The sequence below is a fragment of the Mucilaginibacter rubeus genome (assembly GCF_003286415.2).
Taxonomy (GTDB): domain Bacteria; phylum Bacteroidota; class Bacteroidia; order Sphingobacteriales; family Sphingobacteriaceae; genus Mucilaginibacter; species Mucilaginibacter rubeus_A.
The window spans coordinates 4,271,827-4,295,326 of record NZ_CP043450.1 but is presented as its reverse complement, the minus strand read 5'-3'; the positions used below and the strand labels follow the sequence as shown (position 1 = coordinate 4,295,326).

Annotated in this window: 20 protein-coding genes; 3 read left to right on the top strand and 17 right to left on the bottom strand. The window is 42.5% G+C overall.

Going from position 1 to position 23,500, the window contains the following annotated elements:
* Positions 1-63: 63 nt before the first annotated feature.
* Together DEO27_RS16815 and DEO27_RS16810 are read right to left on the bottom strand one after the other, a co-directional pair.
* Complete coding sequence (locus tag DEO27_RS16815) at positions 64-483, bottom strand: OsmC family peroxiredoxin (protein WP_112567810.1); 420 nt, start codon at positions 481-483, stop codon at positions 64-66.
* A gap of 112 nt (positions 484-595) precedes the next feature.
* The gene (locus DEO27_RS16810; RefSeq protein ID WP_112567812.1) at positions 596-1,666 is read right to left on the bottom strand and encodes an NADH:flavin oxidoreductase/NADH oxidase; all 1,071 of its coding nucleotides are present in this window, start codon (positions 1,664-1,666) and stop codon (positions 596-598) included.
* Positions 1,667-1,880: 214 nt separating this feature from the next.
* On the opposite strand from DEO27_RS16810, the gene DEO27_RS16805 reads away from it, so the two are divergent.
* Together DEO27_RS16805 and DEO27_RS16800 are read left to right on the top strand one after the other, a co-directional pair.
* Positions 1,881-2,417 carry a GNAT family N-acetyltransferase gene (locus DEO27_RS16805; RefSeq protein WP_112567814.1) on the top strand — a complete coding sequence of 179 codons (537 nt, stop codon included), beginning with the start codon at positions 1,881-1,883 and terminating at the stop codon, positions 2,415-2,417.
* A 61-nt stretch (positions 2,418-2,478) separates the two neighbouring features.
* Complete coding sequence (locus DEO27_RS16800; RefSeq protein ID WP_112567816.1) at positions 2,479-3,048, top strand: hypothetical protein; 570 nt, start codon at positions 2,479-2,481, stop codon at positions 3,046-3,048.
* A gap of 143 nt (positions 3,049-3,191) precedes the next feature.
* On the opposite strand, the gene DEO27_RS16795 is transcribed toward DEO27_RS16800, so the two are convergent.
* The 4 genes from DEO27_RS16795 to DEO27_RS16780 form a co-directional block, all read right to left on the bottom strand.
* A complete protein-coding gene (locus DEO27_RS16795) occupies positions 3,192-4,079 on the bottom strand; it encodes an alpha/beta hydrolase (protein ID WP_112567818.1) in 888 nt (295 codons plus the stop codon).
* Positions 4,080-4,167: 88 nt separating this feature from the next.
* Entirely contained in the window at positions 4,168-5,052 is an 885-nt protein-coding gene (locus DEO27_RS16790) for an alpha/beta hydrolase (protein WP_112567820.1), read from the bottom strand.
* An 18-nt stretch (positions 5,053-5,070) separates the two neighbouring features.
* Positions 5,071-6,033: an MBL fold metallo-hydrolase gene (locus DEO27_RS16785; RefSeq protein WP_112567822.1), complete on the bottom strand. Its 963-nt coding sequence runs from the start codon at positions 6,031-6,033 to the stop codon at positions 5,071-5,073.
* A gap of 351 nt (positions 6,034-6,384) precedes the next feature.
* Positions 6,385-7,479: an AI-2E family transporter gene (locus DEO27_RS16780; RefSeq protein ID WP_112567824.1), complete on the bottom strand. Its 1,095-nt coding sequence runs from the start codon at positions 7,477-7,479 to the stop codon at positions 6,385-6,387.
* A 271-nt stretch (positions 7,480-7,750) separates the two neighbouring features.
* Here DEO27_RS16780 and DEO27_RS31490 point away from each other — a divergent pair, with 271 nt between their 5' ends.
* Positions 7,751-7,927 (top strand): DUF6496 domain-containing protein, encoded by a 177-nt coding sequence (locus DEO27_RS31490; protein ID WP_190295111.1) that lies wholly within the window; start codon positions 7,751-7,753, stop codon positions 7,925-7,927.
* A gap of 58 nt (positions 7,928-7,985) precedes the next feature.
* Here the strand turns inward: DEO27_RS31490 and DEO27_RS16775 are convergent, their stop codons facing one another.
* The 11 genes from DEO27_RS16775 to DEO27_RS16725 form a co-directional block, all read right to left on the bottom strand.
* The gene (locus tag DEO27_RS16775; protein WP_112567826.1) at positions 7,986-8,498 is read right to left on the bottom strand and encodes a hypothetical protein; all 513 of its coding nucleotides are present in this window, start codon (positions 8,496-8,498) and stop codon (positions 7,986-7,988) included.
* 16 nt (positions 8,499-8,514) lie between these two features.
* Positions 8,515-10,611 (bottom strand): M48 family metallopeptidase, encoded by a 2,097-nt coding sequence (locus DEO27_RS16770; protein WP_112567828.1) that lies wholly within the window; start codon positions 10,609-10,611, stop codon positions 8,515-8,517.
* Positions 10,612-11,589 carry a Gfo/Idh/MocA family protein gene (locus DEO27_RS16765; RefSeq protein WP_112567830.1) on the bottom strand — a complete coding sequence of 326 codons (978 nt, stop codon included), beginning with the start codon at positions 11,587-11,589 and terminating at the stop codon, positions 10,612-10,614. It lies immediately after the preceding gene.
* A 985-nt stretch (positions 11,590-12,574) separates the two neighbouring features.
* Complete coding sequence (gene mgrA, locus DEO27_RS16760) at positions 12,575-13,567, bottom strand: L-glyceraldehyde 3-phosphate reductase (RefSeq protein WP_112567832.1); 993 nt, start codon at positions 13,565-13,567, stop codon at positions 12,575-12,577.
* A 172-nt stretch (positions 13,568-13,739) separates the two neighbouring features.
* A complete protein-coding gene (locus DEO27_RS16755) occupies positions 13,740-15,071 on the bottom strand; it encodes a bifunctional folylpolyglutamate synthase/dihydrofolate synthase (protein WP_223817973.1) in 1,332 nt (443 codons plus the stop codon).
* 124 nt (positions 15,072-15,195) lie between these two features.
* Complete coding sequence (locus tag DEO27_RS16750; protein ID WP_112567834.1) at positions 15,196-16,014, bottom strand: energy transducer TonB; 819 nt, start codon at positions 16,012-16,014, stop codon at positions 15,196-15,198.
* A 206-nt stretch (positions 16,015-16,220) separates the two neighbouring features.
* A complete protein-coding gene (locus DEO27_RS16745; protein WP_091219820.1) occupies positions 16,221-16,622 on the bottom strand; it encodes an ExbD/TolR family protein in 402 nt (133 codons plus the stop codon).
* Positions 16,619-17,332 (bottom strand): MotA/TolQ/ExbB proton channel family protein, encoded by a 714-nt coding sequence (locus tag DEO27_RS16740; protein ID WP_112567836.1) that lies wholly within the window; start codon positions 17,330-17,332, stop codon positions 16,619-16,621. The genes DEO27_RS16745 and DEO27_RS16740 overlap by 4 nt, the downstream gene beginning before the upstream one ends.
* Complete coding sequence (locus DEO27_RS16735; protein ID WP_112567838.1) at positions 17,329-18,393, bottom strand: SPOR domain-containing protein; 1,065 nt, start codon at positions 18,391-18,393, stop codon at positions 17,329-17,331. Before DEO27_RS16735 ends, DEO27_RS16740 begins: the two co-directional genes overlap by 4 nt.
* A gap of 40 nt (positions 18,394-18,433) precedes the next feature.
* Positions 18,434-20,308: a hypothetical protein gene (locus DEO27_RS16730; RefSeq protein WP_112567840.1), complete on the bottom strand. Its 1,875-nt coding sequence runs from the start codon at positions 20,306-20,308 to the stop codon at positions 18,434-18,436.
* A gap of 28 nt (positions 20,309-20,336) precedes the next feature.
* Positions 20,337-23,429, bottom strand: a complete 3,093-nt coding sequence (locus DEO27_RS16725; protein ID WP_112567842.1) for a tetratricopeptide repeat protein — start codon at positions 23,427-23,429, stop codon at positions 20,337-20,339.
* Positions 23,430-23,500 lie beyond the last annotated feature (71 nt).

Sequence of the window (23,500 nt, the reverse complement as noted above, 5' to 3'; positions counted from 1 at the left end):
TAATAAAAAGGGGATTGCGCACCGCACAATCCCCTTTTTATTGCTCTATTAAATTAAATTAAATTAAGCGTAAGTAACTTCTAAGGTAATTGGTACGCTCAATGCTTTTGAAATAATGCAATTAGCTTTAGCGCCTTCTGCAATTTCTTTGAACTGCTCTTCAGACACACCGTCAATTGCCGCTCCTTTTAATTGCAAAAGGATGCCTGTTACTTCTAAAGCCTGCATATCCAGATCAAGGATAGCATCAGTAGTTAGGTCGTTGGGAGTGAAGCCTGCCTGTGTTAAAGCAGCGCCAACAGCCATGGTGAAACAGCCTGCATGAGCAGCAGCCAATAACTCTTCAGGGTTGGTGCCAATGCCATCGGCAAAGCGGGTTTTAAATGAATACTGGGTTTTGTTTAATACAGTGCTTTGGGTAGTGATTTCTCCCTGACCAGCCTGTAATGTACCGTTCCAATGTGCGTTTGCTGTACGTTTCATAGTGTGTGGTTTTATATTAGTTCATAGTTTATGGTTCATAGTTCATGGTTTGGTTTTTGGGGTAATAGTTTCAGGTATTGCTATGAACCATGAACTATTAGCCATTAACCAATTAGTGCCATTTGGCCCGCTCATATTGTACCGGCCATTTTATTTCTTCGCCAAGCTCGTGTGCCGCGCGTAGGGCAAAATGCGGATCACGGAGCATTTCTCTTGCAAAAAACACCAGATCGGCACGTTCATTTTTTATAATTTCATTGGCCTGGTCCGATTTGGTGATCAAACCTACGGTACCTGTAAGTATACCGCTTTCTTTTTTAACTTTCTCAGCAAATTCAACTTGATAACCTGGTATTAATGGAATTTTAACATTTGGTATGTTACCGCCTGTTGAGCAGTCTACAAGGTCAACGCCTTTATCTTTTAAAATTTTGGCCAATGCTACCGAATCGTCGGCAGTCCAGCCGCCCTCAACCCATTCAGTTGCCGAAATGCGAACAAAAAGCAGGTTTTCTTCGGGCCATACCTGCTTGATATCTTCGATGATCTCCAACAGTAAGCGGATCCGGTTTTCAAAACTGCCGCCATATTCGTCGGTACGCTGATTGCTGAATGGCGAAAGAAACTGGTTGATCAGGTAACCATGGGCGCCATGCAGTTCAATTACCTGGAAACCTGCGGCTATTGCCCTTACAGCTGCGGCTTTAAAATCAGCTTTCACTTTTTCAATACCTGCCTTATCCAACGCTATTGGAGCTTCTTCACTTTCTGTAAAAGAAACGGCACTTGCCGAAACACTTTGCCAACCATTGGGCTGATCAGATGGTATTTGTTTACCGCCATCCCAGGGCCTTTGATGACTGGCCTTGCGACCGGCATGAGCTAACTGCGTACCAGGAACAGCACCCTGAGCTTTTATGAAATCGGTGATCTGTTTTAGCTTTTCGATGTGTTCGTCTTTATATAGCCCCAGATCGGCATAGGTAATACGGCCTTCGGGCGATACAGCAATGGCTTCGGTAATGATCATTGCCGCACCTCCGGTAGCAAAACTGCCAAGGTGTACCAGGTGCCAGTCGTTAGCAAAGCCGTCCTGGCTTGAATATTCGCACATAGGTGATACTACGACGCGGTTCTTAAGTTCGATGTTCTTTATTTTCAGAGGAGAAAAAAGTGTAGACATACTTTTTGTTTTTTTACAAATATGCTGACTAACAAGCAGTGTGCATGTACGGTTTTTGTAAAATATTAATAGCCCGGATAAAATGATTTTACGGTGAGGTTTGGGCAGAAAAAACTGTCTAAATCAGAATTTACAGGATTATTGAATTTTCAGAATGAGGTAAATCTTTAATGCCGAATGTTTAACTATTGGCTAAAGTATTACATTTACCGGCATGTCTGCAATTATTACCCGTTTAGCAACCTATAAAGATATACCCGAACTGCAGGAACTGATCGCCCTTTCGGTTCGTGGATTAAGCATTAATTATTATAGCCAGCAACAAATTGAAAGTGCTATTAAATACATTTTTGGAGTAGATACGCAGCTGGTTATTGATGGTACTTATTACGTTGCCGAAATAGATGGTATTACTGTTGGCTGCGGCGGCTGGAGTAAACGCAACACCCTTTATGGCGGCGATCAACACAAGGAAATTGAAGACCCGCTGCTTGACCCCGAACATGATGCTGCAAGGATCAGGGCATTTTTTGTTCATCCTGATTACGCCCGGAGGGGGATAGGAAGTCATATCATGAAGGTTTGTGAAACAGCCGCGCAGAACAATGGCTTTAAAAGCCTGCAATTGGGTGCTACATTGCCTGGTGTACCCCTTTATGAAGCCATGGGTTATAAAGCCATAGAAAATATTGATCAGCCGATGCCCGACGGTGTGATATTACCTTTGGTAAAGATGTTCAAAGTTTTATAGACCGGTGGCTTCATATTAAACCACTTTTTTCGGCGTTATAGCTAAAACCAAGCCCGCAATCATGTTCAGAAAAATAGTGGTAGCCATAATTTTATTAGTGAGTGTTACGTCAGTATACGCTCAAACTGCCGAAGAAGCCTACAATAAATATCTCGACTTTAACCTGGCGCGCTTGCAGGGTGAACAGGATAAGGCGATGGATTTATCCCGGCAGATCATGCAGGATACGGCTAAGCTTTCTGCCAAAGTAAAAATCAATTTTTTCAATTCACTGGCCAGGCTTTATGAAGATGATGATCAAAGCGTAAACGCCATACCTTTATATGAACGCGTTATTGCTGCGGAGCCAGATTACTATGTGGCTCATCGCGCTTTAGGATATCTCTATCTCAAAAACTTCCCTGATGCGGATAAGCCGCTAAATAGTCCATCTGCCGATGCTGAATATATTAAAGCCGCTAAGAAAGCACTGCCACAATTAGAAAAAGCCCAGGCTTGCGATGCTGATGATAATACGCTTGCCCTTATAAAAACACTTTATAAAAACATTGGAGATGATGCCGGGTTAAGCGGGCTGGATAAGCGATTGAAAGCTTTGAAGGGGAAGTGTGAGGATATTTTGAGCGATTGATATAAAAAATATGTCATTGCGAGGAGCCTTGCGGGTAGTGCCTTTTGGGGGCGACGCGGCAATCGCATACTGTAGAGAGCGACTACGTTTGCGTGCGGTTGCCACGCTGCGCTCGCAATGACATGGTTGGTCAAGGGTTTCTCTTACTTCTGTCTAAAACTATCCCCAATAAATGCCAACGCGTCGGTAATACCGGTGCGCCAGTAAGTCCAGTTGTGGGCACCATCACGGATGCGGAACTCATGGGGTACTTTCTTTTCTGTTAGGGCTATATGCAGCAGGCTATTTCCTTTGCTCAGGGCATCGTCATCACCGCAATCTATCCAGTACCTAACGCTTTTCAGTTCATCGGTCGTTTTGATTTGCACCAGCCCTAATATAGAGTTAGCCTGCCAGGTAGCATTAAGGCGTTCTTTCCCTTTAAGCTCGGGGCCAAATACTTTACTGTATGCTTCTTTCCAGCGCTCGTCGGTCACGGCCATAAAATCTTCATCGGTGCGTACGGCCGCGCTTAGAGCTGCTGCTGCAGAGAACATGTCGGGATGTTTTATGCTGTACTCCAAAGTGCCGAAACCACCCATAGAAAGACCGGCTACACCGCGATATTGTTTGGTGCCTTTGATCCGGAACTCATTTTCGATAGCCGGTATAAACTCTTTAAAAAAGAAATCTTCGTAACTCTGTTTGCCATTATAGGCATTGATGTACCAACTTGTTCCTGCATCGGGCATAACAATGATCATTGGAGGGATAGTACCATCGGCAATGGCTTTATCAGCATAGCGGTTAACTTCTCCAAACTGAAGCCAGCCGGTATGATCATCACCGTAGCCATGCAACAGGTATACCACCGGATAGGTGCGGTTAGATGTTTCATAATCGGCAGGCAAGTAAACCGCGTATTTTACGTTGTGATTTAAAATATCGCTTTTTACGTATTGTTCCTCAATCACTTTGCCGGTAGTTTGCGCAAATGCATTTACCGAAATAAATAGTAAGCAAAGCAGCAAAATCCTTTTTATAGTACTCATATTCTTGTAAAATCAATTAAATGGCCAATTGCAGATTTGAAATATTCAATTGCATATCTGCACATCTGAAATCTGCACATCTACCTAATTATTTCTGTCTGAAGCTATCTCCAATAAATGCCAGCGCATTGATGATACCGGTACGCCAGTAAGTCCAGGTGTGGGCTCCGTCGCGCACCCGGAATTCATGCGGTACATTTTTTTCAGTAAGAGCGATATGCAACAAACAATTGCCTTTGCTCAGGAAATCGTCGTCGCCGCAATCTATCCAGTACCTTACAGTTTTTAGTTCATCGGTAGTTTTGGTTTGTACCATGTTTAAAACTGAATTGCTTAACCAGGCATTGTTAACCCGGTCTTTCCCTTTTAAGCCCCGGCCATAAAGCTGGGCGAATATTTTATCATAGGTATCGTCTGGAGTGCTGATCAGTTGATCATCGGGAAATACAGCGGCACTTAAAGCCGCTCCTGCCGCGAACAGGTCGGGATGTTTAAGTGTATAGATCAACGTACCATAGCCGCCCATCGAAAGACCAGCTACGCCGCGGTATTTTTTTTCGGCTTTAACGCGAAAGATCTTTTCAACATGAGGCATAAACTCTTTAATAAAGAAGTCCTCATATTTCTCTTTACCATCGTACGAGTTGATATACCAGCTCGAATCGGCATTTGGCATTACGATGATCATTGGGGGGATAGTACCATCGGCAATGGCCTTATCCGCATAGCGGTTAACCTCACCAAATTGTAGCCAGCCGGTATGGTCGTCTGTATAACCGTGCAATAGGTAAACCACCGGGTAAGTGCGGTTAGCCGATTCGTAATCGGGGGGAAGGTACACTGCGTAGTTGACGCTGCGCTTTAAAATTTTGCTTTTTATATTTTGCTCTTCAAGTACTTTGCCTTGCTGCGCAAACAAGCTGGAGCTGCCTATCATCAGCAGAAATAAAAAAACGGGTCTAAGTATTTTCATAGTGCAGATATTTCAGGTTTAAAAATTAAGTGCTTTGCCTTGTTGCGGATATATCAGGTTTAGCTGTAATTTATTGGCGTCCTTTAGCTGGACTTTAATTTTACCGATGCTGGTAACTGGTGGTTTTAAATGCGTTACCACAACATTTAAGCCTTTAATGGCATCCGTACCGGTAAATGAGGCCAGTTCGTCCATCTCGGTCATTAGCCATTTTGGGGTAAGGTGACCGAAGAGTGTTTTATCAGGCTGCTCATTGGGGAACGATACCTCAATTAATATGGCTTTCAGTTTTTTGCTTTTTACCAATGGGGCGATGGCCTGCCACAGGTTTTGCATATTACTGCTTTTTTCTATTTCATCCGGACCCGTATCGCCCAGGTAAAGCAAGTAATTATCATTACTGTTTACTAAAAAGGCGGTACTTGTTAAATTGGAATGGCTAAGTGGGAATGCCTTTACCTTAAGTTCGGTATTTTCGATGGCGGTTTCTGCGCCAGGCTCTAATACTTTATAGTGGTATTTTTTGAGGGCGGGAGTTTCGCCCTGATCAGCAAAGTTGGCCCAGCTTTTCCAGGTAAAGTAGTGGGTTTTTATAGTCTCAATGCAGTCGTTTAGCGCATAGATGTTTTTGGTACTATCCTCGGGTGAGTTGATGATAAGCCCGGCAATATGGTCAAGGTGCGAATGGGATATAAAATACCCTTTAATGTACTGCCTCATTACAGTACTTGCAGGTACATTAAAACTTTTATTGGCTACTGCCTTTTCAAGGCCGTAATGCAATGTACCGGCATCAAGGCAGATATAATTATTGCTACCCGCAGGTGCAAGCATATATGCCGACAGGTTACTTTCATCGATACCGCCCAATACACCTAAAGGAACAAGCTTAAAAGCCGTGCCTTTTGATGTTTGTGCTGATACAATTGCAGGGAATAGTAAAATATATAAAAGCGGCAGTAATTTACGCTTGAAATTCATTTTTAGGTAGTTTAGCTTTAATGTGCTACGCTACTAAATTAAGGATATGCCTAAATAAACAAAGTAAAATGCTACCTGTTTTTATAAACAGCTTACATCACGTACCGCGTTTTAAGACAGCGTTCGCAAAAAAACTTGCGGATAGGAAGCCAAAATAGCGTTGTTTTTAATAATAGGCCGCGTTTCTGTCTGTTTTGTAGGGGTTCGTTACACTTTTTACACTTGTAAACAACCCGCGGGGTGTCTCTTACAATTTCCATTATTATAGGGGTATCAATAGTTTTGCAAACTTAGAAGTTTAGTTTATTTAAACGAAAGTTTATAACTCTTGGTTACCCCTTTTAGGAATTTTTATTCTGTTTTCATGGCCTTTGCCGCCGATTTTTTGTACTCATAATCACCACCTAACAAATATCCCCATGGTTTGAGGGTTTCTATCCGGTCAAATATAATTTTGAATATGGCAATAACGGGGATAGACAAGAACATGCCCGAAAGTCCCCAGATCATTTCGCCCAAAATGATGCCAATAAAGGAGATCAGCGCGTTGAGCCTTACTTTTGAACCAACAATAGTAGGCAGCAAAAAGTTAGCGTCTACTGCATGAATACCAATAACACTTACCGCAACTGTTATAGTATTGCTGAGACTGCCAGTAGCAAAAGTAATTACCGTACTTAGCAATAGGGCCGTAAAGATGCCTATATAAGGGATGATATTGAAAAGCCCTACAATGATGCCCAATAATGCCGCGTATTTTATACCTATCATCCAGAAAACGGTTATGGCCACGCCGGCAACTATTACCATCTCCAATAACAGGCCTAAAATATACTGCCTTAGAATGCTTTGAATATTTTCAACAATGTCCATTACCACGTGCTCATTTTCATCCCTGAAAACCCATACTATAAAACGAATGAGCAAGCGCCTGTATAGCAATATGAAAAAAGTGAAGATCAGGATGAACACGTAAAATAACATCAGCGATGAAATTGCCCCGAAGGTGGTACCCAATACATCGGTACCCGATTCCATCAGTTTTTTAGCTGTGTCATCCACGTAGGCCATTTGTTTGGCGGCGTTAACGTGAAAAGCATGCTGGATCCATTCCTGGAGGTCCTGTATGGATTGTTTTACCTGTTTTTGAAGCATTGGCCAGTCATTGGCCATATTAGAAATCTGTGAGCCAACAAGGTATAGGATTCCCGCGATTACTCCAACCAATAGCAGGATTGAAACCAATGATGCCATGCTGCGGGGAAGCCTCAGTTTTTTTTCCAAAAACTCGCATACAGGAAGTAGGAGTATCGCGAATATGAAACCAAAGATCATGGGATCGAGCAGGTCTTTACCCACAATAACCAGGTAGCCCAGGGCGATGAAGCCGATAAGTACTAAAGCAAGACGTTCGTAAAATGGAGCTAAGAGTTTTTTTGTTGGCATATGGGCAAATGTTGGGGTATTTATGATGGCTTAACACGCAATTATTTCAGATGTTTTGAAGATAAGTAATAATTAGGAACAGGCCGGATGAAAAACGAAAACATTTGATTTATGGATACCGGCAGACTTAGTAGCAGTTGCAGTTTAAAGTAGCAGTTTTACTATTGTAGCAGGATGAATAAACCGCCACTAACACCTGCCACTGCTACTAATTTAAATTTTGGCAATTATTTTGCATCGTGATAATATCATTTACTTAAAAATTAAGACTATGGCAAAGTATTCAGAAAAAGCAGGGGAGAAGGTTGAGAAAACCATGCACGAAATGAAGGAGGGCAAGCTGAAAAGCGGTAGCGGAAAAAAAGTAACCAGCAAAAAACAAGCTATAGCGATAGGGCTTTCCGAGGCCAGGAAAGAGGGGGCCAGGGTGCCTAAAAAGAAAAGTTGATAACGGGATATAGGCTCATTGAAAATGTTTACAAGTTTTTCAATGAGCCTGAACCTCGCTATTTCGTTTTATTAAAATCAGAAGCCATCCAATCGGCCAGCTTACCTTCTTTGTCAATTTTGGTTAGCTTGTTAAGGAGGCTGTTGTTTTTATGATCTGTTTCAAGAACATATTTATCAATAACTGATTTTACACCTGCCTGGTTTGCCTTGTTTTTATCAAAGGCACTTTTGTTTTGCAAAGCATATTTGGTAAAGCCGCCCATAAAGGTCATGATCAACTGCGGATTCTTTTCGGTCATTTTTGCAACGCTGTTGTTAATTTCGATGTTTACTGAGGGGCTGCCCTGTATCCATTTCATCAGGAAAGCGTTGGTTTCCATGCGCTTTTGTTCTTCAAGTGCCCAAGGCGTATCCTGAAGCCAATCAATACCTTTTATTACATCTTCTTCGTATTTGGCGTAGTCTGCCTTTTCTTTCAAGGTATAATTTTCAGGAACGTGGAATGTCTGGGCTTTTGCTGTAAAGGCAAAGGCTGCTATTGCTACAAGCAGGATAATGATCTTTTTCATTGTGATTAGGGTAAGTTTAACTAATTAGTGTAAGCTGAAAATTAAGCAGACTTTTCTTGATTTCAAAATTGCGTTTAGCAATACCAGAAACGTAAGCATCCATGGCCTCGTTAAAGTTTTGTAAAGCTTTGTTATCGTATCTTGGTTCAAGATAGTACGTATGTTTGGCTGCGAGATATCCCTCTAAAGTTTTGATTTGTTCGTCGTTAAAGTATTCGCGGGTCGTTTGGTCGGCAATGATTTCGTTTATGCGGTTTTTAACATGCCGTTCCTGTTTATAAACCTCCGCAAGGGTGTCATGAATTTGATCAACGGTCATTTTATTATAAACAGGGGCCAGGGCGCGCATGATGTTATTGTACATATCATAATCTGTAATGGCTTCCTGCTGGTACTTAAACAGACTATTATATTGTGAAATAAGCGCTTCACGTTCAGCGCCTGCTGACCGCGTATAAAAGAACAGGAAGAGTTGTTTGTCAAGCTCTTCTACGCGCTTTTGTACGGCCTCATTTTCTTCTTTAAGTGATGCCTGAAGATTATAAACATCATCTGGGTGGTACTTGGAACCGCGAAAATCAAAAGTTTTGATATGGTCGGCTGTATTAAGCTGATCAAATATATCGATATCTCCCTGCATACGCTTTGCCCTTGTTGGCAGGCTGCTGTTTTCAGCATTCAGTAATTCTTCGAAAGTGATATCTCGCTGGATAAGCGCGTGGTTCGCTATTGTTTCATCGATATTAAAAGTGGTGATGAGCCTGTCGTCAAAGTAGTTATTGTATCTTGGGTCAAAAGAGTTTTCGCTGATCTTACCATAAAAATCCTGTTTGAAAGCTTCCAGCGTCACTGTTTCGGCATTTTTATCTGTATTAACAATTTCATACAGATGATTGGTAAGCTGCATTTGTACTTTCAACGGGTCTTCAAAAAGCGCCCAGGCCGACTCAGTTACGGGCTGGGTTATAAGGTTTATGTGATTAACATTCAATTCGCGTTCTTCGTTGGTGGGGTGTGAAGACCATTGATTTTTAATAACAATTTCACTGCTCCCCGGAAAATTCCAGCCATTTGATATGATGGGTAGCGAAGTGTCATCAATCGCTATCTTGTGGTAGCCTGCAAAATGTTTGATCATTTCGAGGTGCTGAGGATAAAGATTATCTGCCCGTTTATTTTGTTTGAGGTTGGTGCGCGAGTAATTAATAAGGTTATCGTAACAAGCCTGTCCGATATCGATACGTTTCAGAGAGCTAATAATATGGTTTGATCCGCTTACATACGCGGCAACAGCGTCGGCTTGAAACTCCATTTCGCGGGATAATGCGAGGTGAGCCTTATTCACTACGATGTATACCTTACGGAGAACGTACTGCATGCCTTGTATAAGCTTGATATTAAGAGAAGCCGCCAGGCTAAATACTCCGTGTACCCGCGCAAATCCGCTTATAAGTTTGCTATAGTCATCGGTATCATATAGCATATCGTAAATCACTTTATTGAAGTTGTACACATAACTGCCAACTTTCATGCTTCGCTGAGAAAAGTGGCCAAATTCGTGTGCCATCACGGCTTTAAATTCCGAAAGGTTTATAGAGTTTATCAGGCCCAAACCTATCTTCAGGTTTTTTTTTACCGGCAGAAACATACTCCAGAAACTTGAACTGTAAAATACACCTGCGTTTACATCGGCCGAGAGGTAGATCCGTTTGGGTTTTGGAGCCTGTGCTTCGGTAGTGATTTTGGAAATAAAATCAAACAATGCGGGGTGCTGATCTGCTGTTATTTCGATCATGTCCGAATTATCGATACGCGTGCGTTTAAAGATAAACTTGATCACAAAATAGACCAGCATAAGCCCTGATAATATCAGCGCGAGCCCCCCAGCCAGTGTTATAAACGCTGGATGGGCCATCATTATAGCTACACCTATATATCCGAATGCGATAGCTATTCCAAGCGAACCTAAAAATAGAAGCAGGTAGCAAACTATAAATAACAGAATAGCGCCCACCGCAAGATATACACGGTTTTTAAAAGCCTTCGAGGGCTTAACTACATTTTTATCCGCCCCTGCTGGCATGGGCGGATACGATAAGGTTAGGTTTTTCATTTATTTCTTTAAAGTAAACGCGTCGATGATATCCATCAGCGTTACAGCTTCTTCAATAGGGCAGGGGTTAGGTCCTTCGCCTTTAAAGTAAGCTACTATTTTTGTGATAAACGGTTGTTGGATATGCTCCGGATGGGTAAATGTTATGGTTTCTTCTTCAGTGTCGGTTTTCCAGTTGATGTAGTTGCCAAAAAACGGGAAGGTTATTTTTCCTTTGGTACCAACTATCTCGCAGGTATCGGTAGTTTCACTTTCGGCTACATTAAAGCACCATGACCCATTAACCACCACCTTGTTTTTAAACAGGATCTGCCCGCATACATGATCGTCGGCAGGTGTTGAATTTGATTGGTTAAGCGAAAAACCATGATACATTTCAGGCTCGCCGAAAAAATATAACATGAGGTCGAGCTGATGAGGGGCAAGGTCATGAAAATAGCCACCGCCTGATAGTTCGGGCAGTACACGCCAGTTGGTTTCCACGTCGGCAACCGGGCTGGGTTTACGGCTTTGCCACATCCTGATCTGTGCAGTACGGATATCGCCTACAAGCTGTGTATCTATCAGTTCCTTAACTTTTAAAAACATTGGCAGGGCCCGGCGATAGTGCGCAACGGTAAGCTTTGAACTGCTTTCATTTACGGCCACCGCCATAGCCTTTGCTTCGGCCGAGTTGCGGGTTACCGGTTTTTCTACGTAAACATTAAAGCCTTTTTTAAGCGCATCAATTGCATAGCTGAGGTGCGACGCAGGAGGCGTAGCGATATAGACTGCGTTCAGTTCCGGATCATTTAGCAATGCGTCGGCATCGTTGTACCATTTGCCAACACCGTGGCGTGCCGCATAATCGGCTGCTTTTTCAGCATCGCGCCGCATAACGGCCACAAGGTTACTGTCTTCTACTTTTTTAAATGCCGGTCCGCTTTTTTTTTCGGTTACATTGCCACAGCCTATAATACCCCAGTTTATTGTACTCATATTAACCTTTTAAATCGCCCCGTAAAGGGGACTTGAAAATAGGTATTTTTTATGATTTGAAATACCCGTCGGCTTCTATCTATATAATTTTTACCGATGCACTGTAGGCGCTACCTAATTATAGAACCACGTTAAACAATTGAAATGCGCCATTAGGTGCCACCCGGTTGCTTATGCATATTAAACTGTGGAGGGTAGCCTCTACGAGGCAAAAAGATGTTTGTTTATTTTTCTACAAACAGGTATCCCCTACGGGGAATTGTAATTGTAGAAGCAGACGGAAAAAGCTATTAATTTTTACCGACGCGCCGTTAGAGGTTACTTATTTGTAAAATGGGGTTAAAATAGCTGAGATGCGCAGTTAGGCGCTATGCATATTAAACTGTGGAGGATAGCCTCAACGAGGCAAAAAAACGTTTGCTTGTTTTTCTACAAACAGCTACCCCCTACGAGGAATTCTAATTGTAGAAGCAAACGGAAAAAGTTATTGATTTTTACCGATGCGCCGTAGGCGCTACCTATTTGTAGAATCACAATAGTTGAAATCTGGAGTTAGGCGCTACCAAGTCGCTTATATATATTAAACTGTGGAGGGCAGCCTCTACGAGGCAAAAAAAACTTTGATTATTTTGCTACAAACAGGTATTCCCTATGGGGAATTCTAATTGTAGAAGCAGACGGAAAAAGATATTAATTTTTACAAATGCGCCGTAGGCGCTACCTATTTGTAGAATGAAGTTAAAATAATTGAGATGCACCGTTAGGTGCTACCCTGTGGCTGATGCATATCAAATTGTGAAAGATAGCTTATAGAGGCAAAAAAATTGTTTGCTTATTTTGCCACAAACATGTTCCCCCAATAAGGAATTCCAATTGTAGAAACAGACGGAAGAGCTCCTCATCAGGGGTACTTTAGGAGAAACCCTGATGAGAAGCTTTTCAAAAAGCGAAAGCAGTCATCCGCAATTATTCCCCTTTTAGGGTGTTAGGGGGCCAAAATTTCTTCTATCCTCGTCAATTCTTCGGCCGAAAACTGGATATTATCCAGGGCTTTCAAGGAATCAGATAGTTGTTCCGGTCTGCTTGCGCCAATCAATACCGATGTTACGCGCTCGTCTTTCAGGATCCAGGCCAGTGCCATTTGGGCCAGTGATTGCCCGCGCTGCACTGCCAGGTTGTTCAGGTCCCGGATCTGGCTCAGGCGTTCGTCGGTGATGTGGCTTTTTTGAAGGAAACCTGTTGGCCGTGCCGCTCTCGAATCTTCAGGGATGCCGTGCAGGTATTTATCGGTTAACAATCCTTGTGCTAACGGCGAAAAAGGGATACAGCCAACACCTTCATTACCTAAAACATTAAGCAAGCCACCTTCAACCCAGCGCTCAAACATGGAATATTTGGGTTGATGAATAAGACATGGCGTGCCCAGTTCTTTAAGTATTTTAATAGCTTTAGAAGCCAGTTCGGCAGGGTAATTGGAAATACCAACATACAAAGCTTTCCCCTGGCGAACGATCAGGTCCAACGCAGCCATGGTCTCTTCAAGCGGTGTGTTTGGATCGGGACGATGGTGATAAAAAATATCTACATAATCAAGCCCCATACGTTTAAGACTTTGATCAAGACTGGCCACAAGATATTTCTTTGAACCCCAGTCGCCATAAGGGCCAGGCCACATGGTATAACCGGCTTTGCTTGATATGATGAGCTCGTCGCGGTAATCACGGAAATCTTCTTTCAGGATCTTGCCAAAGTTTTCTTCGGCCGAGCCCGGAGGCGGACCGTAATTGTTGGCTAGATCAAAATGGGTGATGCCGCTATCGAAAGCGAGGTGTAGTATTTTACGGTAGTTATCGGCAACATCAACGTGACCGAAATTGTGCCAAAGGCCTAATGAAATAGCCGGTAGTTTGATGCCACTGTTACCACAGCGACGGTACTGCATGGTTTGATACCTATTGGCAGATGCGATATATGTCATATTTTAAGGTAAGGATTGGACGAGTAAAAATAGGACTTTAAGTAATTAATAAAGGTATTTTTGACAGTTTTTATCAGTGCCGGAATTTTAAAGAATTTATTGAATAGACAGAATAATAATGTTTTCTATCGAAATTCAATAAATTCTTTAATTCGATGAATTCGAGTTCAGACTATACCACCTCCGCCACCACAAAAGTGCTTCCCCCAACAAACACCAGATCATCACTACCGGCATTTTTTTGTGCCGATAGTAGTGCCTCTTTTACAGAAGGGTAGGCTTCGCCAGTTAAACCATGAGCCAGTGCCTGAATTTTCATGGTTTCAGCATCCAGTCCGCGGGGGATGTCCGGTTTGCAGAAGTAGTAGGTTGCGTCTTTAGGAAACATCGGCAATACTTTACCTGTATCTTTATCGTTCACCATTCCGATAACCATATGCAGGCGATTGTAATTAACAGACGCGATATTTTTCATTACTTCCTCAATACCATCCGGGTTATGCCCCGTGTCGCAAATGGTGAGTGGATCATGACTTAAGGTTTCCCAGCGGCCATGCAAGCCGGTAAGGGTTTTAACCTGCTTTAATGCTGTTTGGATATCATCGTCGGCAATAGTGAAACCTTGCTCACGTAGCTCATCAATTGCAGATAAAACCGTTTTTATATTTTTAAGCTGATAGGTGCCGGGGAGGTCAAGTGCTAAGTCGTAAGTCTTGAGTTCGGAGTTTTTACTTTGGATGTGGAGCTCCAATAATTCGGCGTTACCTTTCTCCTTTTGCTTTTCACCTTTCACCTTTTCTGTGATCCATTGTTCTGATGCAAACCGGATTTTGCTATTAGTTTCGCCCGCTTTATCAGTGAAAATCTTGGCTACTTCTTCTTGTTTCTCGCCTATAACAATCGGAATGCCCGGTTTAATTATGCCCGCTTTTTCGCCTGCTATAAGCGGGAGGGTGTTACCCAGCATATTCATGTGGTCCCATCCAATATTGGTAATTACCGACAGGAGCGGGCTGATCACATTGGTTGAATCCAACCTGCCGCCCAAACCTACTTCAATGATGGCGATATCTACTTTTTCCTTTGCAAAAACGTCAAAGGCAAGCGCTACGGTCATTTCAAAAAAGGATGGAGCTATTTCTTCAAAATCGGCCTTATGATCTTCAACAAAGTCAATAACCGTTTGCTCGCTGATCATTTGCCCGTTAACACGGATACGCTCACGAAAATCTTTAAGATGCGGAGAAGTATAAAGTCCGGTTTTATAGCCGGCTGTTTGCAAAATGGCAGCCAGCATGTGCGATGTTGAACCTTTGCCATTGGTGCCGCCTACGTGTACGCTTTTAAATTTATGCTGGGGATTATCCAGCCGCCTGCAAAGTTCAAGCGTATTGGTAAGGTCTTTTTTAAATGCCGAAGCTCCGTCACGCGTAAACATGGGGAGCTGAGTGTAGAGGTATTGGATGGTTTGTACGTAGTTCATGGTTGATGGTTCATAGTTCATAGTTTGAACTACTACTTGACCAGGCAAAAATAGTACTGAAGCTTAGTAAATGACAACGGGTAATTGTAATATTATTTCGACATCGCTATGAACCATGAACTATGATCCATTTGCTAATACCGAATTAATTTACCTTAAATACAAAAACAACGGTACCCTGTTGTTGGTCAGGGGCGTTATCAAGCGGATTTAGCTTCGAGTTGCGTACAGCATCTTCGCATTTTTGAAGTAATGCATCGTCTGATATCGTAGTTCCGCGGGCACCTGCACGGGCATAAGTAACATTCCCATCTTTATCAACCCTAATATCAACAACGATTTTCCCGCTTTGACGATTGGCATCACTCACAGAAGGACGGCTCACAAAGTTACGTTGCGCCATGTTTAGGCTACCACCATTACCCGAGCCTGTGCCATTATAGTTATTGGTAAGCGTAGTACCCGTAGTTTTACCCTGGTTACCCGGAGTTTTGCCAGTACCGTCACCTTCGCCAGTACCGGTTGAGGCCTTGCCTTTGTACAGGGCGTTTTGATTAACCGTAGGTTTAGCCGGCGGTGTTTTTACCGGAGGAGTAGGAGCTACATTCTGGCTTGGTTTTTTTGTAGGTGCAGCTACTTCCGGCGCGTCTTCATTATTTTGAGTAACTACAGTTTTTTCGCTGCTTTCGGGAGTCGGTTTTTCTTCGGTAGGTTTTGATTCGGTAACCTTATCGGGTTTGGTGTGATTAGCTTTTTCGGCTACAGAAGGTTCTTCTGTGCTCATATAATCATCGCCCATACCTTCATCAACCGTACCATAGTTTACAAGAATACCACCGGTACCATTCTCTTCAACCGGTGGATTTTTAAACACAATAAAATAACATGCCGCTATCAGCACAGCCATGATAATGCCTGTTGCTATAAATGCTTTCGGATAGTTATTTTCTTCCCTGTACTCCATTTTTAAATTAGTGCAATTTTTAATTAGCAGTTTTTTTTAGTAGCAGTGGCAGTTTACAGCGGCAGTTGAAAAGGTTACAAAGCCATAAAATGTAACTGCTACTGCAAACTGCAACTGCTACTTTTACAAAGTGGCAGTTTGCTTAAACAATTTACAGTAACTTACTGCAATAAGCTACTGCAAATCTTAAACCGAAACTGCCACTGTTATCCCTTAGGTTCTGTTGCCAAAACCAGTTTAATATTCAATTTTTGTGCTACGTCCATTACCTGTACCACATCCTGTATGGCTACAGTTTTATCAACATATAAAACTATGGTAAGTTCGGTGGCCAGGTTTTTATAGCCTGCCAGTGTGGTTTGCAGGGCATCTACCGGGATCTCTTTTTTATCTACGTAGTATTTCAGGTCCTTGGTTACCGATACCGTTATCGTTTTTTTAGATACCGATTGCCCGGTTGACGATTTAGGCAATACCAGCTTAATAACGTTAGGGTTGGTAACTGTTGATGCTATGAGGAAAAACAGCAGCAGGAAGAACATAATATCGTTCATTGCCGATGTATGTACCTCTGCCGATGCGCCCCTGTGTCGTTTCCTTAAATTCATTTGCTCGGCTCCTCTAACAAGTCAATAAATTCAATGGCATCGGTTTCCAGTTTCAGGATCACTTTATCAACCATCATATTTAAAACATGGTAGCATACGTAAGCAACAATACCTACAAACAAACCTGCCGCAGATGTCACCATTTTTACGTATAAACCGCCCGAAATTACACCCATGCTGATGTTATCGGTTTTTGAGATATCATAAAAGATCTTGATTACCCCGGCAATAGTACCCAGGAACCCGAACATAGGCGCGATACCGGCTACGATACCTAAAATACCAATGTTTTTTTCCAGTTTGGATACTTCCAGCTTACCAACGTTTTCGATTGCTCCTTCAATATCTTTTATTGGGCGACCAATGCGCAACAACCCTTTCTGTAACATGCGGCCAAGTGGGGTGTTGTTGTTACGGCAAATAGCTATAGCCGATTCAAGGTTACCCGAGTGAATACTTGAACGGACTTGTACCATCAGGTTTGATTCGTCGCGTGATGCTTTACGGATGGTAAAGTAACGCTCAAAAAATATAACCAGCCCCAATACAGCCAAAATACCTATCGGGATCATTACCCAGCCACCTTTGATCAGCAGGTCGCCAAAACGAAGTTCTTCGACAGGTGCGGCTGCAGTTGTTACGGCGTGATTTGCGGTGTCTGCCAGATGTTTGGCGGTATCTGTAAGTTGCTGTATTAATAATAAAGTCATTTCGTAGAATCAGTAATTTGTTTTGAGTATGTGTCTTTAGTTATTTTTCCTTGTGATACGAGTTTTTTTCTCGCGGTTTCAGCTTCATCAGATGATGCAAATCCTCCGATGATTATTTTAATACGCGGACCGGTGCCTGGACCTTTCAGTATGCGGGCATCAATGCCTTTTCTCTTATAGTCTTTAACAGCCTCTTCGCTTTTAGTTTCCGTTTTAAATGATCCTAAGAAAATAGCGTATTCAGTTTTTGCAACCGTATCAGCATTGGCGGTTGGCTTATTTAACGCTTCAACAGGTTTGGAAATTGCCTTGGTCGTATCTACGCTTGCCGGAGCTGAGTCCTTTTTGGTACTATCCTGTTTAACTACAGGAGTTGCTTTCGGAGTTTCAACCTTTGGTTGTTCTGTTGTGTCCCGGTCATTAAGATGTAACAATGCCGGGTTATATTTATAAACGCCAAATAACGCGGCGGCAAGGGCGACTATTACCAGCGCGATAATAATCCAGATGTTTGAGCTGCGTTCAACTTCCGGCTCATCGGCAATATACTCCGGCTCATTATTAAGCGGAACTGTAGCTACCGGTGGCGGTGTAAAAGTTTGCTGTAACGGTATTGCACTTGGTAAAGGCGGCGGCGGAGGAGGTGGCGGTATATAGTTTACCTTGTTGATTTTAATTGCAGGCAAACCAAAAAATAAAGGATCTATACCCTGTTCCTGCGCCCTGAACGCTACTTTTCCATCCTGTAAATAAAACCAACCCAGTTCGGCAAAAGGAACTTCGCGTAGGGCAAGCTCCTGTTTAAGGCTGTTGATATATTTTTCGGTGAAATATTTGGATGATGCCAGTGAGATCTTCTTTTTTTCGGCAATGTAACGCGTCAGTATCTCATCGTCTTTTAGCTGCTGATCAAAATGCAGTTTATGACCGGGAGGGTGCAATGTTGCCTGGGCATCATCATAATAGCCATTTACACGGAGGCGCGAAAAGCAGCCCAGGCCGGGTACACTTACTTCAGTGTACCGGCCAAGTAGTTCGCTTAAATAATTGGCTATATCCATCCGGTAAAAATACAGTTAATTTTAAAACATCAAACAGGGCTTAAAACGCATAGCCTACACCGCCAAATATATTAAATCCGTAGTTAGGGTAGTACAACCAATTTTGGTATGAGCTGCTAAGAATATTATTAGCCTGTGCAAATACCGAAAACCTGCTGTTGATCCTGTATTCAACGCTGCCGCTTAAATCACCAAAGCCTTTAATTGGTTGTTTAACCTGGTTGTAAACCGGCGAACCACTTGAAATGCTTGTAGGATCTAATACCAATAATCTATCGGTAGTTGATCCGCGGATAAGCAATGAACCGCTAACAGTCAGTTTGCTATCAATGTGTATTGAAGTACCTGCAGTTAATAAAAATTTAGGCAGGTTCCATGGTTCCTTTTCTGATGCCAATTGGTAATCTTTGATTTCAACACGGCCGAAAATGTTAAAGTCGTCGGTCGCTTTAAAGTCCAACTCGCCGTTAAAGCCATTTACGCGGGCTTTGCCATCGTCATAAATAACAGTGAACTTATTGCCTTCGGCTAAGAAATTACTCACCATTAAAGGCATGTTTTTAATGCTGTTACGGTATACGGCAGCTTTAAAGCTTAAGCCAGGAGCAAGGGTGCCTTTTAAACCAGCGCTAATATCCAGCTGATCAACCGAGTTTTTGATGTTGATATTTTGGCCAAGGAATGGGTTGATCATGGCAAAATCATGCAATGAAGAACGGTTTACATCACCTTTAGCTTCAACAAACAGGCGCACATATTTAGGAATTACCTGAACCTCTAATTTAGCTGCCGGGAAAATGTAAAATTTGCCAAAATCGCCAAATTCTTTAACAATGTTAACACCTGCATCAATCTTATAGTTATCGCCCTGAAATTTGATGTAAGGGTTAATCCTTGCTATATTATTACCAAGGTTGTACAGACTGTCTTTCTGAGTAGCAAGATCTAATGATCCGCTTAAGCCGGCGTAAAACTGTTTAACAGTTTGGTTCAGGAAACCGGAAATTACGATGTTGTTTTCACGTGCTTTGTAAGCATTGCTGAAAGCATAGCCTTTTAGTTTTACGGCATAGGTGAAATCATTTTCAACATCTTTATAGTTTTTTGCCAGTTCAACCTCACCACTAATGGTGTTGAAGTGCTGTTTGGTTGGCACAAAATTATTGTCAGGGGCATCCTGGTTGTAACCGTAAAAATAGGTACCTAAACGGTTGTAGTTGATACGACCTGAAATGTTGTTATCGCCAATAATGCTTTTACCAAATACACCAATGTCATCGCGGCTCTGGGTTTGTTTTTGCAACGAACCTGACTGCGATAGGTGCTTGATAAAACCGCCAAATTGTAAAGCCTCGTCACGACCATTTGCAAAGTAACCTTCGCCATAAATGCTCTTCAGGTTTCCGAAACCAACTTTAGCATAGTTGTTGGTTAAGATCGAATCCTGCTCAGCCGGTCTTTTCATTGGATCCAGCTGCCTGATTTCGGAGTTTTGCTCCTGGCGTTTATCCAAAGGAGCATAGGTTAATGGCGCTTTAAACGGCACTTTATCCTCCAGGTCCGGGTTACGGCGGATTTTTACCGCATCGGCCAGTACCGGTTTATATGCTGTGGTCACTACAATCTCTTCTGATAAGCTGCCGCCGTTGGCAGCGCTATTAGCGTTGTTGCCACCGCCTTTTTTAGTTGTATCAGCCGCAGCTTTTGCAGCGGCATCACCTAAGCCTTTGCTATCTGTAGCTTTTTTAGTTACCGGTTTGGGAGCTGCCTTTTTAGGCGCTGGTTTGGCAGCCGGTTTCTTAGTAGCGGTTTTTACAGTTGCTTTCTTCGCGGGTTTCTTTGTTTGTGCCTGCGCAGGAACAAAGTATAATGCTATTATTAAGGTAAGCAGCGTATATGTGTATCTTGAGTTCATTGCTTGTCTTTTTTTATATTACTCTTTGTTACTGTTTGTTAGTTGTATCTGGCTGGGTAGTTTCTTTGGTACTTGCAGCAGGTGCCTTGGTTTTGCGGCCACTCAGTTTATCCAGCTTTTCTTTAGCAGTAGGTAATATGTCGTCATCGGCTTTATAGTTATCAATGATACTTTGCAGGGTTGCTTTTGCCTGGAAGCTATCTTTTAAGCCCACATAGGTGTCTGATAACAAAATGTATGTTTTTGCAACCCAGTAATCGTAGTTAGGCATTTCCTTGGCCAGGTCAAAACACATTTTTTGCGCTGTTTTATAACGGCCTTTTTCATACTCAATAAGGGCAAGGTTATAACGGGCTTCGGCAGCGGCAACAGTTTTAGTGTTTGTAGCGGTATAAGTAAATTGCTTAACAGCAATAGCGGTATCACCGGTTGCCAGATAGGCTTTACCTTCATACAAACCGGTTTTAAATTTATCTTCCTGCGATGTTTTATCGTTAGTTTTCACCAATTCGGCGTACTTGATGGCATCGTCGGTCATCAACATTTCCGAGTAGCAATACATCAGGTTGGTGATGGCGAACGTATAATCGGCCTTGTATTCGGCATTGGTTTCCAAACGTTTCAGGAACACAACGGCTTCATTGTATTTCTTTTGCTGCATGTATAGTTTAGCCATGCTGATCAACGCTTTTTCGCTGTAAGCGCTTGTCCAGTCGTTCAGGATCACGTTGTAATCAACAACAGCCTCGTCTGTACGACCTAAAGCTGCTAAACCTTGCGCGCGGATAAAGCGTGCTTGTTTTTCGTAGATCTGTTTGCCCGGGAACTTATCAAAGTAAGCGTTCACAGCGCTTACAGTACCTTGCCAGTCGCCTTTAAGGTAAAGGTTATTGGCTGCAGTGATCATGATGCTTTCCTGATCAGATGTAGTATAGTTACCGATAGGAGTAGTGCCTGCATAGTTAATAAATGTTTGGGCATCGCCTTTATCGGTATAGATCTTTTCAATCTGTTTTAAAGATTGTTTAGCCTCATCGGTTGATGAATAATCCTGAACTACTTTTTTAAATGATTCAACTGCCAGGTCATCATTGCCGGCATTGTAATCAATCAAACCAATAGTAACCAATGCACGTGGTACGTAGCTACTGTTCGGATATTTCTGGATCATAGCCTGTAGGTCGGTCTTTGCTTTCTCTCCGTCGGTTTTCAGGAAGTAAGTGTAAGCAATCTCGAACGACGCGTCATCGGCGTAATCAGAGTTAGGGAATTTATTCAGTACATCATTCAAAGTACTGATCTTGGTATCTAACGAACCCTGTAAGCCCTGGATCATACCACGCTGAAACAACGCGTAATCTTCGCCCTGGTTGTGCATGGCTATAATACGGTTATAATAGGTCATGGCATTACCGTAGCTCTTCATTACAAAGTAGCTATCGGCCAGGCGGGTGATGGCGTCGTTTTGGGTGTTCGCGTCTTTTACATCACCCTGTAAAAACTTTTCGAAATAGGTAGCCGCTTTTTTGTATTGCTCGTCGCCAAAGGCAGCGTAAGCTAAAGCGTAGTTGGCATAATTAGATACATCGGTTTCTTTAGCCTCAGGCATGCTCAGGAACTTCTCAAAGGTTTCAACAGATTCACCGTATTTACGAACCTCAAACATAGCCTCCGCCATCCAGTAATTAGTTAACGCTTCGGTTTTGCTATCAACCGGATCTTTTAACGAACGCAAGAAAATACCTATCGCGTTTTCAAAAGCGCGCTCATTATAAAATTCCAGACCGCGGTAATAGGTAACTTTCTGATACGCTAAACGGGCGCTCTGGTTTTTGTTAGGGATAGGCTCCAGGATCTCAACAGCTTCTTTGTAGCTGCGCGAGTTCAACAACTCTTCGCCTAATAATACCTTAACCTCGTCAATACGTTTTGAACGTGGATAAGTAGCCAGGTATAACCTTGTAGCACCTAAGGCCTGCAGGTTAAAGTCAAGCTCGTATGATAGTTTAGCGTACTCATAAAGCGCGTCTTCCTGTAATTGCTTGTCGTAATCCAATTTTGATGCATTAAGGAAAGCGTTACGGGCACTTTGTTTATTGTTCATTTTCAGGAACACATCGCCCAGTGTATAGTTACCGCTTTGGCTGTAAACGTCATGCTGCTCAACCAGTTTTTCCAACTCGCTGGCTGCCTTGGCATAGTTACCTACCTTAAAATAGGTGTAACCCATCTGGTAGCTGTCCTGCGTGTTTTGGGTACGGCCCTGATCGCGGTCTTCAAAGCGGCCATAGTATTTAACCGCGTTATCATAATCGGCCTTGGCAAAGTATGATGCAGCTATGATGCGCAGCATTTCAGTTTCGTTTTGCTGATGTGTGCTGTTCACGATAGGTACCGCGTAGTTGATCACATCATCATAACGTTTATCTAAAAAGTAAACAGCCGAAATATAGTAAGGATAGCTGTTTTCGTATTTTTTAGAGTTTTTAAGCTTTTCAAAGTTTACCAGAGCAAGGTGATAATCCTTATTTAGGTAAGCGATATAGGCAAAGTAGTAAGTAGCGTCTTCGGTAAACTCGGTGCGCTTATTTTTAACCTCGCCAAAAAGTAACTGGGCATTTTTGTAATCTTTTAACTCAAAGTAAGCGTAGCCTTTACGGAATTTATACTCGGTATTGTCGTGCCCGTTAAGCTCACCTGCTTCAACCTTATTAAACCAGCGGATGGCATCTTCATATTTACCTTGTTTAAAATATGATTTACCTATCTGGAAGAAAGCTTGTTTAGTAAGCGGGTTTTCGGGATGTTCTTTTATAAACCGAAGGAACATGCTTTCGGCATCATCATTACCCAGATTAAGGGCACAATAGGCTTCGTAATACTGGCAGTTTTCTTTGGTGAGCGATAGCTCGGTTTCAAACTGAGGTTGGGTACTTGTTTTAATTTTGTAAGCTTCAACCAGGCGGAATTGTTCGGCAGCCGACGAAAATTTTCCTTTGTCCATCAGATCCAAAGCCGCATGATAGGTGCGGTAGATTTGAGTGGAAGGGTTTTGCTGGGCTCGTGCTGTTGAAACTAAAAATACGGGAATGAGCAGGGTGATGTATCTTGTTTTGATCATAAAGCGCGTACTAACGATAGTGCGAAAATAGCTAAAGCAAAAAGAGGCTTTTCACATTAGAAATTAACAAT

What these genes read in the sequence shown, in the direction of transcription:
- DEO27_RS16815 (WP_112567810.1), bottom strand. Translation starts at nt 483, where the DNA reads ATGAAACGTACAGCAAACGCACATTGGAACGGTACATTACAGGCTGGT.
- DEO27_RS16810 (WP_112567812.1), bottom strand. Translation starts at nt 1,666, where the DNA reads ATGTCTACACTTTTTTCTCCTCTGAAAATAAAGAACATCGAACTTAAG.
- DEO27_RS16805 (WP_112567814.1), top strand. Translation starts at nt 1,881, where the DNA reads ATGTCTGCAATTATTACCCGTTTAGCAACCTATAAAGATATACCCGAA.
- DEO27_RS16800 (WP_112567816.1), top strand. Translation starts at nt 2,479, where the DNA reads ATGTTCAGAAAAATAGTGGTAGCCATAATTTTATTAGTGAGTGTTACG.
- DEO27_RS16795 (WP_112567818.1), bottom strand. Translation starts at nt 4,079, where the DNA reads ATGAGTACTATAAAAAGGATTTTGCTGCTTTGCTTACTATTTATTTCG.
- DEO27_RS16790 (WP_112567820.1), bottom strand. Translation starts at nt 5,052, where the DNA reads ATGAAAATACTTAGACCCGTTTTTTTATTTCTGCTGATGATAGGCAGC.
- DEO27_RS16785 (WP_112567822.1), bottom strand. Translation starts at nt 6,033, where the DNA reads ATGAATTTCAAGCGTAAATTACTGCCGCTTTTATATATTTTACTATTC.
- DEO27_RS16780 (WP_112567824.1), bottom strand. Translation starts at nt 7,479, where the DNA reads ATGCCAACAAAAAAACTCTTAGCTCCATTTTACGAACGTCTTGCTTTA.
- DEO27_RS31490 (WP_190295111.1), top strand. Translation starts at nt 7,751, where the DNA reads ATGGCAAAGTATTCAGAAAAAGCAGGGGAGAAGGTTGAGAAAACCATG.
- DEO27_RS16775 (WP_112567826.1), bottom strand. Translation starts at nt 8,498, where the DNA reads ATGAAAAAGATCATTATCCTGCTTGTAGCAATAGCAGCCTTTGCCTTT.
- DEO27_RS16770 (WP_112567828.1), bottom strand. Translation starts at nt 10,611, where the DNA reads ATGAAAAACCTAACCTTATCGTATCCGCCCATGCCAGCAGGGGCGGAT.
- DEO27_RS16765 (WP_112567830.1), bottom strand. Translation starts at nt 11,589, where the DNA reads ATGAGTACAATAAACTGGGGTATTATAGGCTGTGGCAATGTAACCGAA.
- mgrA (WP_112567832.1), bottom strand. Translation starts at nt 13,567, where the DNA reads ATGACATATATCGCATCTGCCAATAGGTATCAAACCATGCAGTACCGT.
- DEO27_RS16755 (WP_223817973.1), bottom strand. Translation starts at nt 15,071, where the DNA reads ATGAACTATGAACCATCAACCATGAACTACGTACAAACCATCCAATAC.
- DEO27_RS16750 (WP_112567834.1), bottom strand. Translation starts at nt 16,014, where the DNA reads ATGGAGTACAGGGAAGAAAATAACTATCCGAAAGCATTTATAGCAACA.
- DEO27_RS16745 (WP_091219820.1), bottom strand. Translation starts at nt 16,622, where the DNA reads ATGAATTTAAGGAAACGACACAGGGGCGCATCGGCAGAGGTACATACA.
- DEO27_RS16740 (WP_112567836.1), bottom strand. Translation starts at nt 17,332, where the DNA reads ATGACTTTATTATTAATACAGCAACTTACAGATACCGCCAAACATCTG.
- DEO27_RS16735 (WP_112567838.1), bottom strand. Translation starts at nt 18,393, where the DNA reads ATGGATATAGCCAATTATTTAAGCGAACTACTTGGCCGGTACACTGAA.
- DEO27_RS16730 (WP_112567840.1), bottom strand. Translation starts at nt 20,308, where the DNA reads ATGAACTCAAGATACACATATACGCTGCTTACCTTAATAATAGCATTA.
- DEO27_RS16725 (WP_112567842.1), bottom strand. Translation starts at nt 23,429, where the DNA reads ATGATCAAAACAAGATACATCACCCTGCTCATTCCCGTATTTTTAGTT.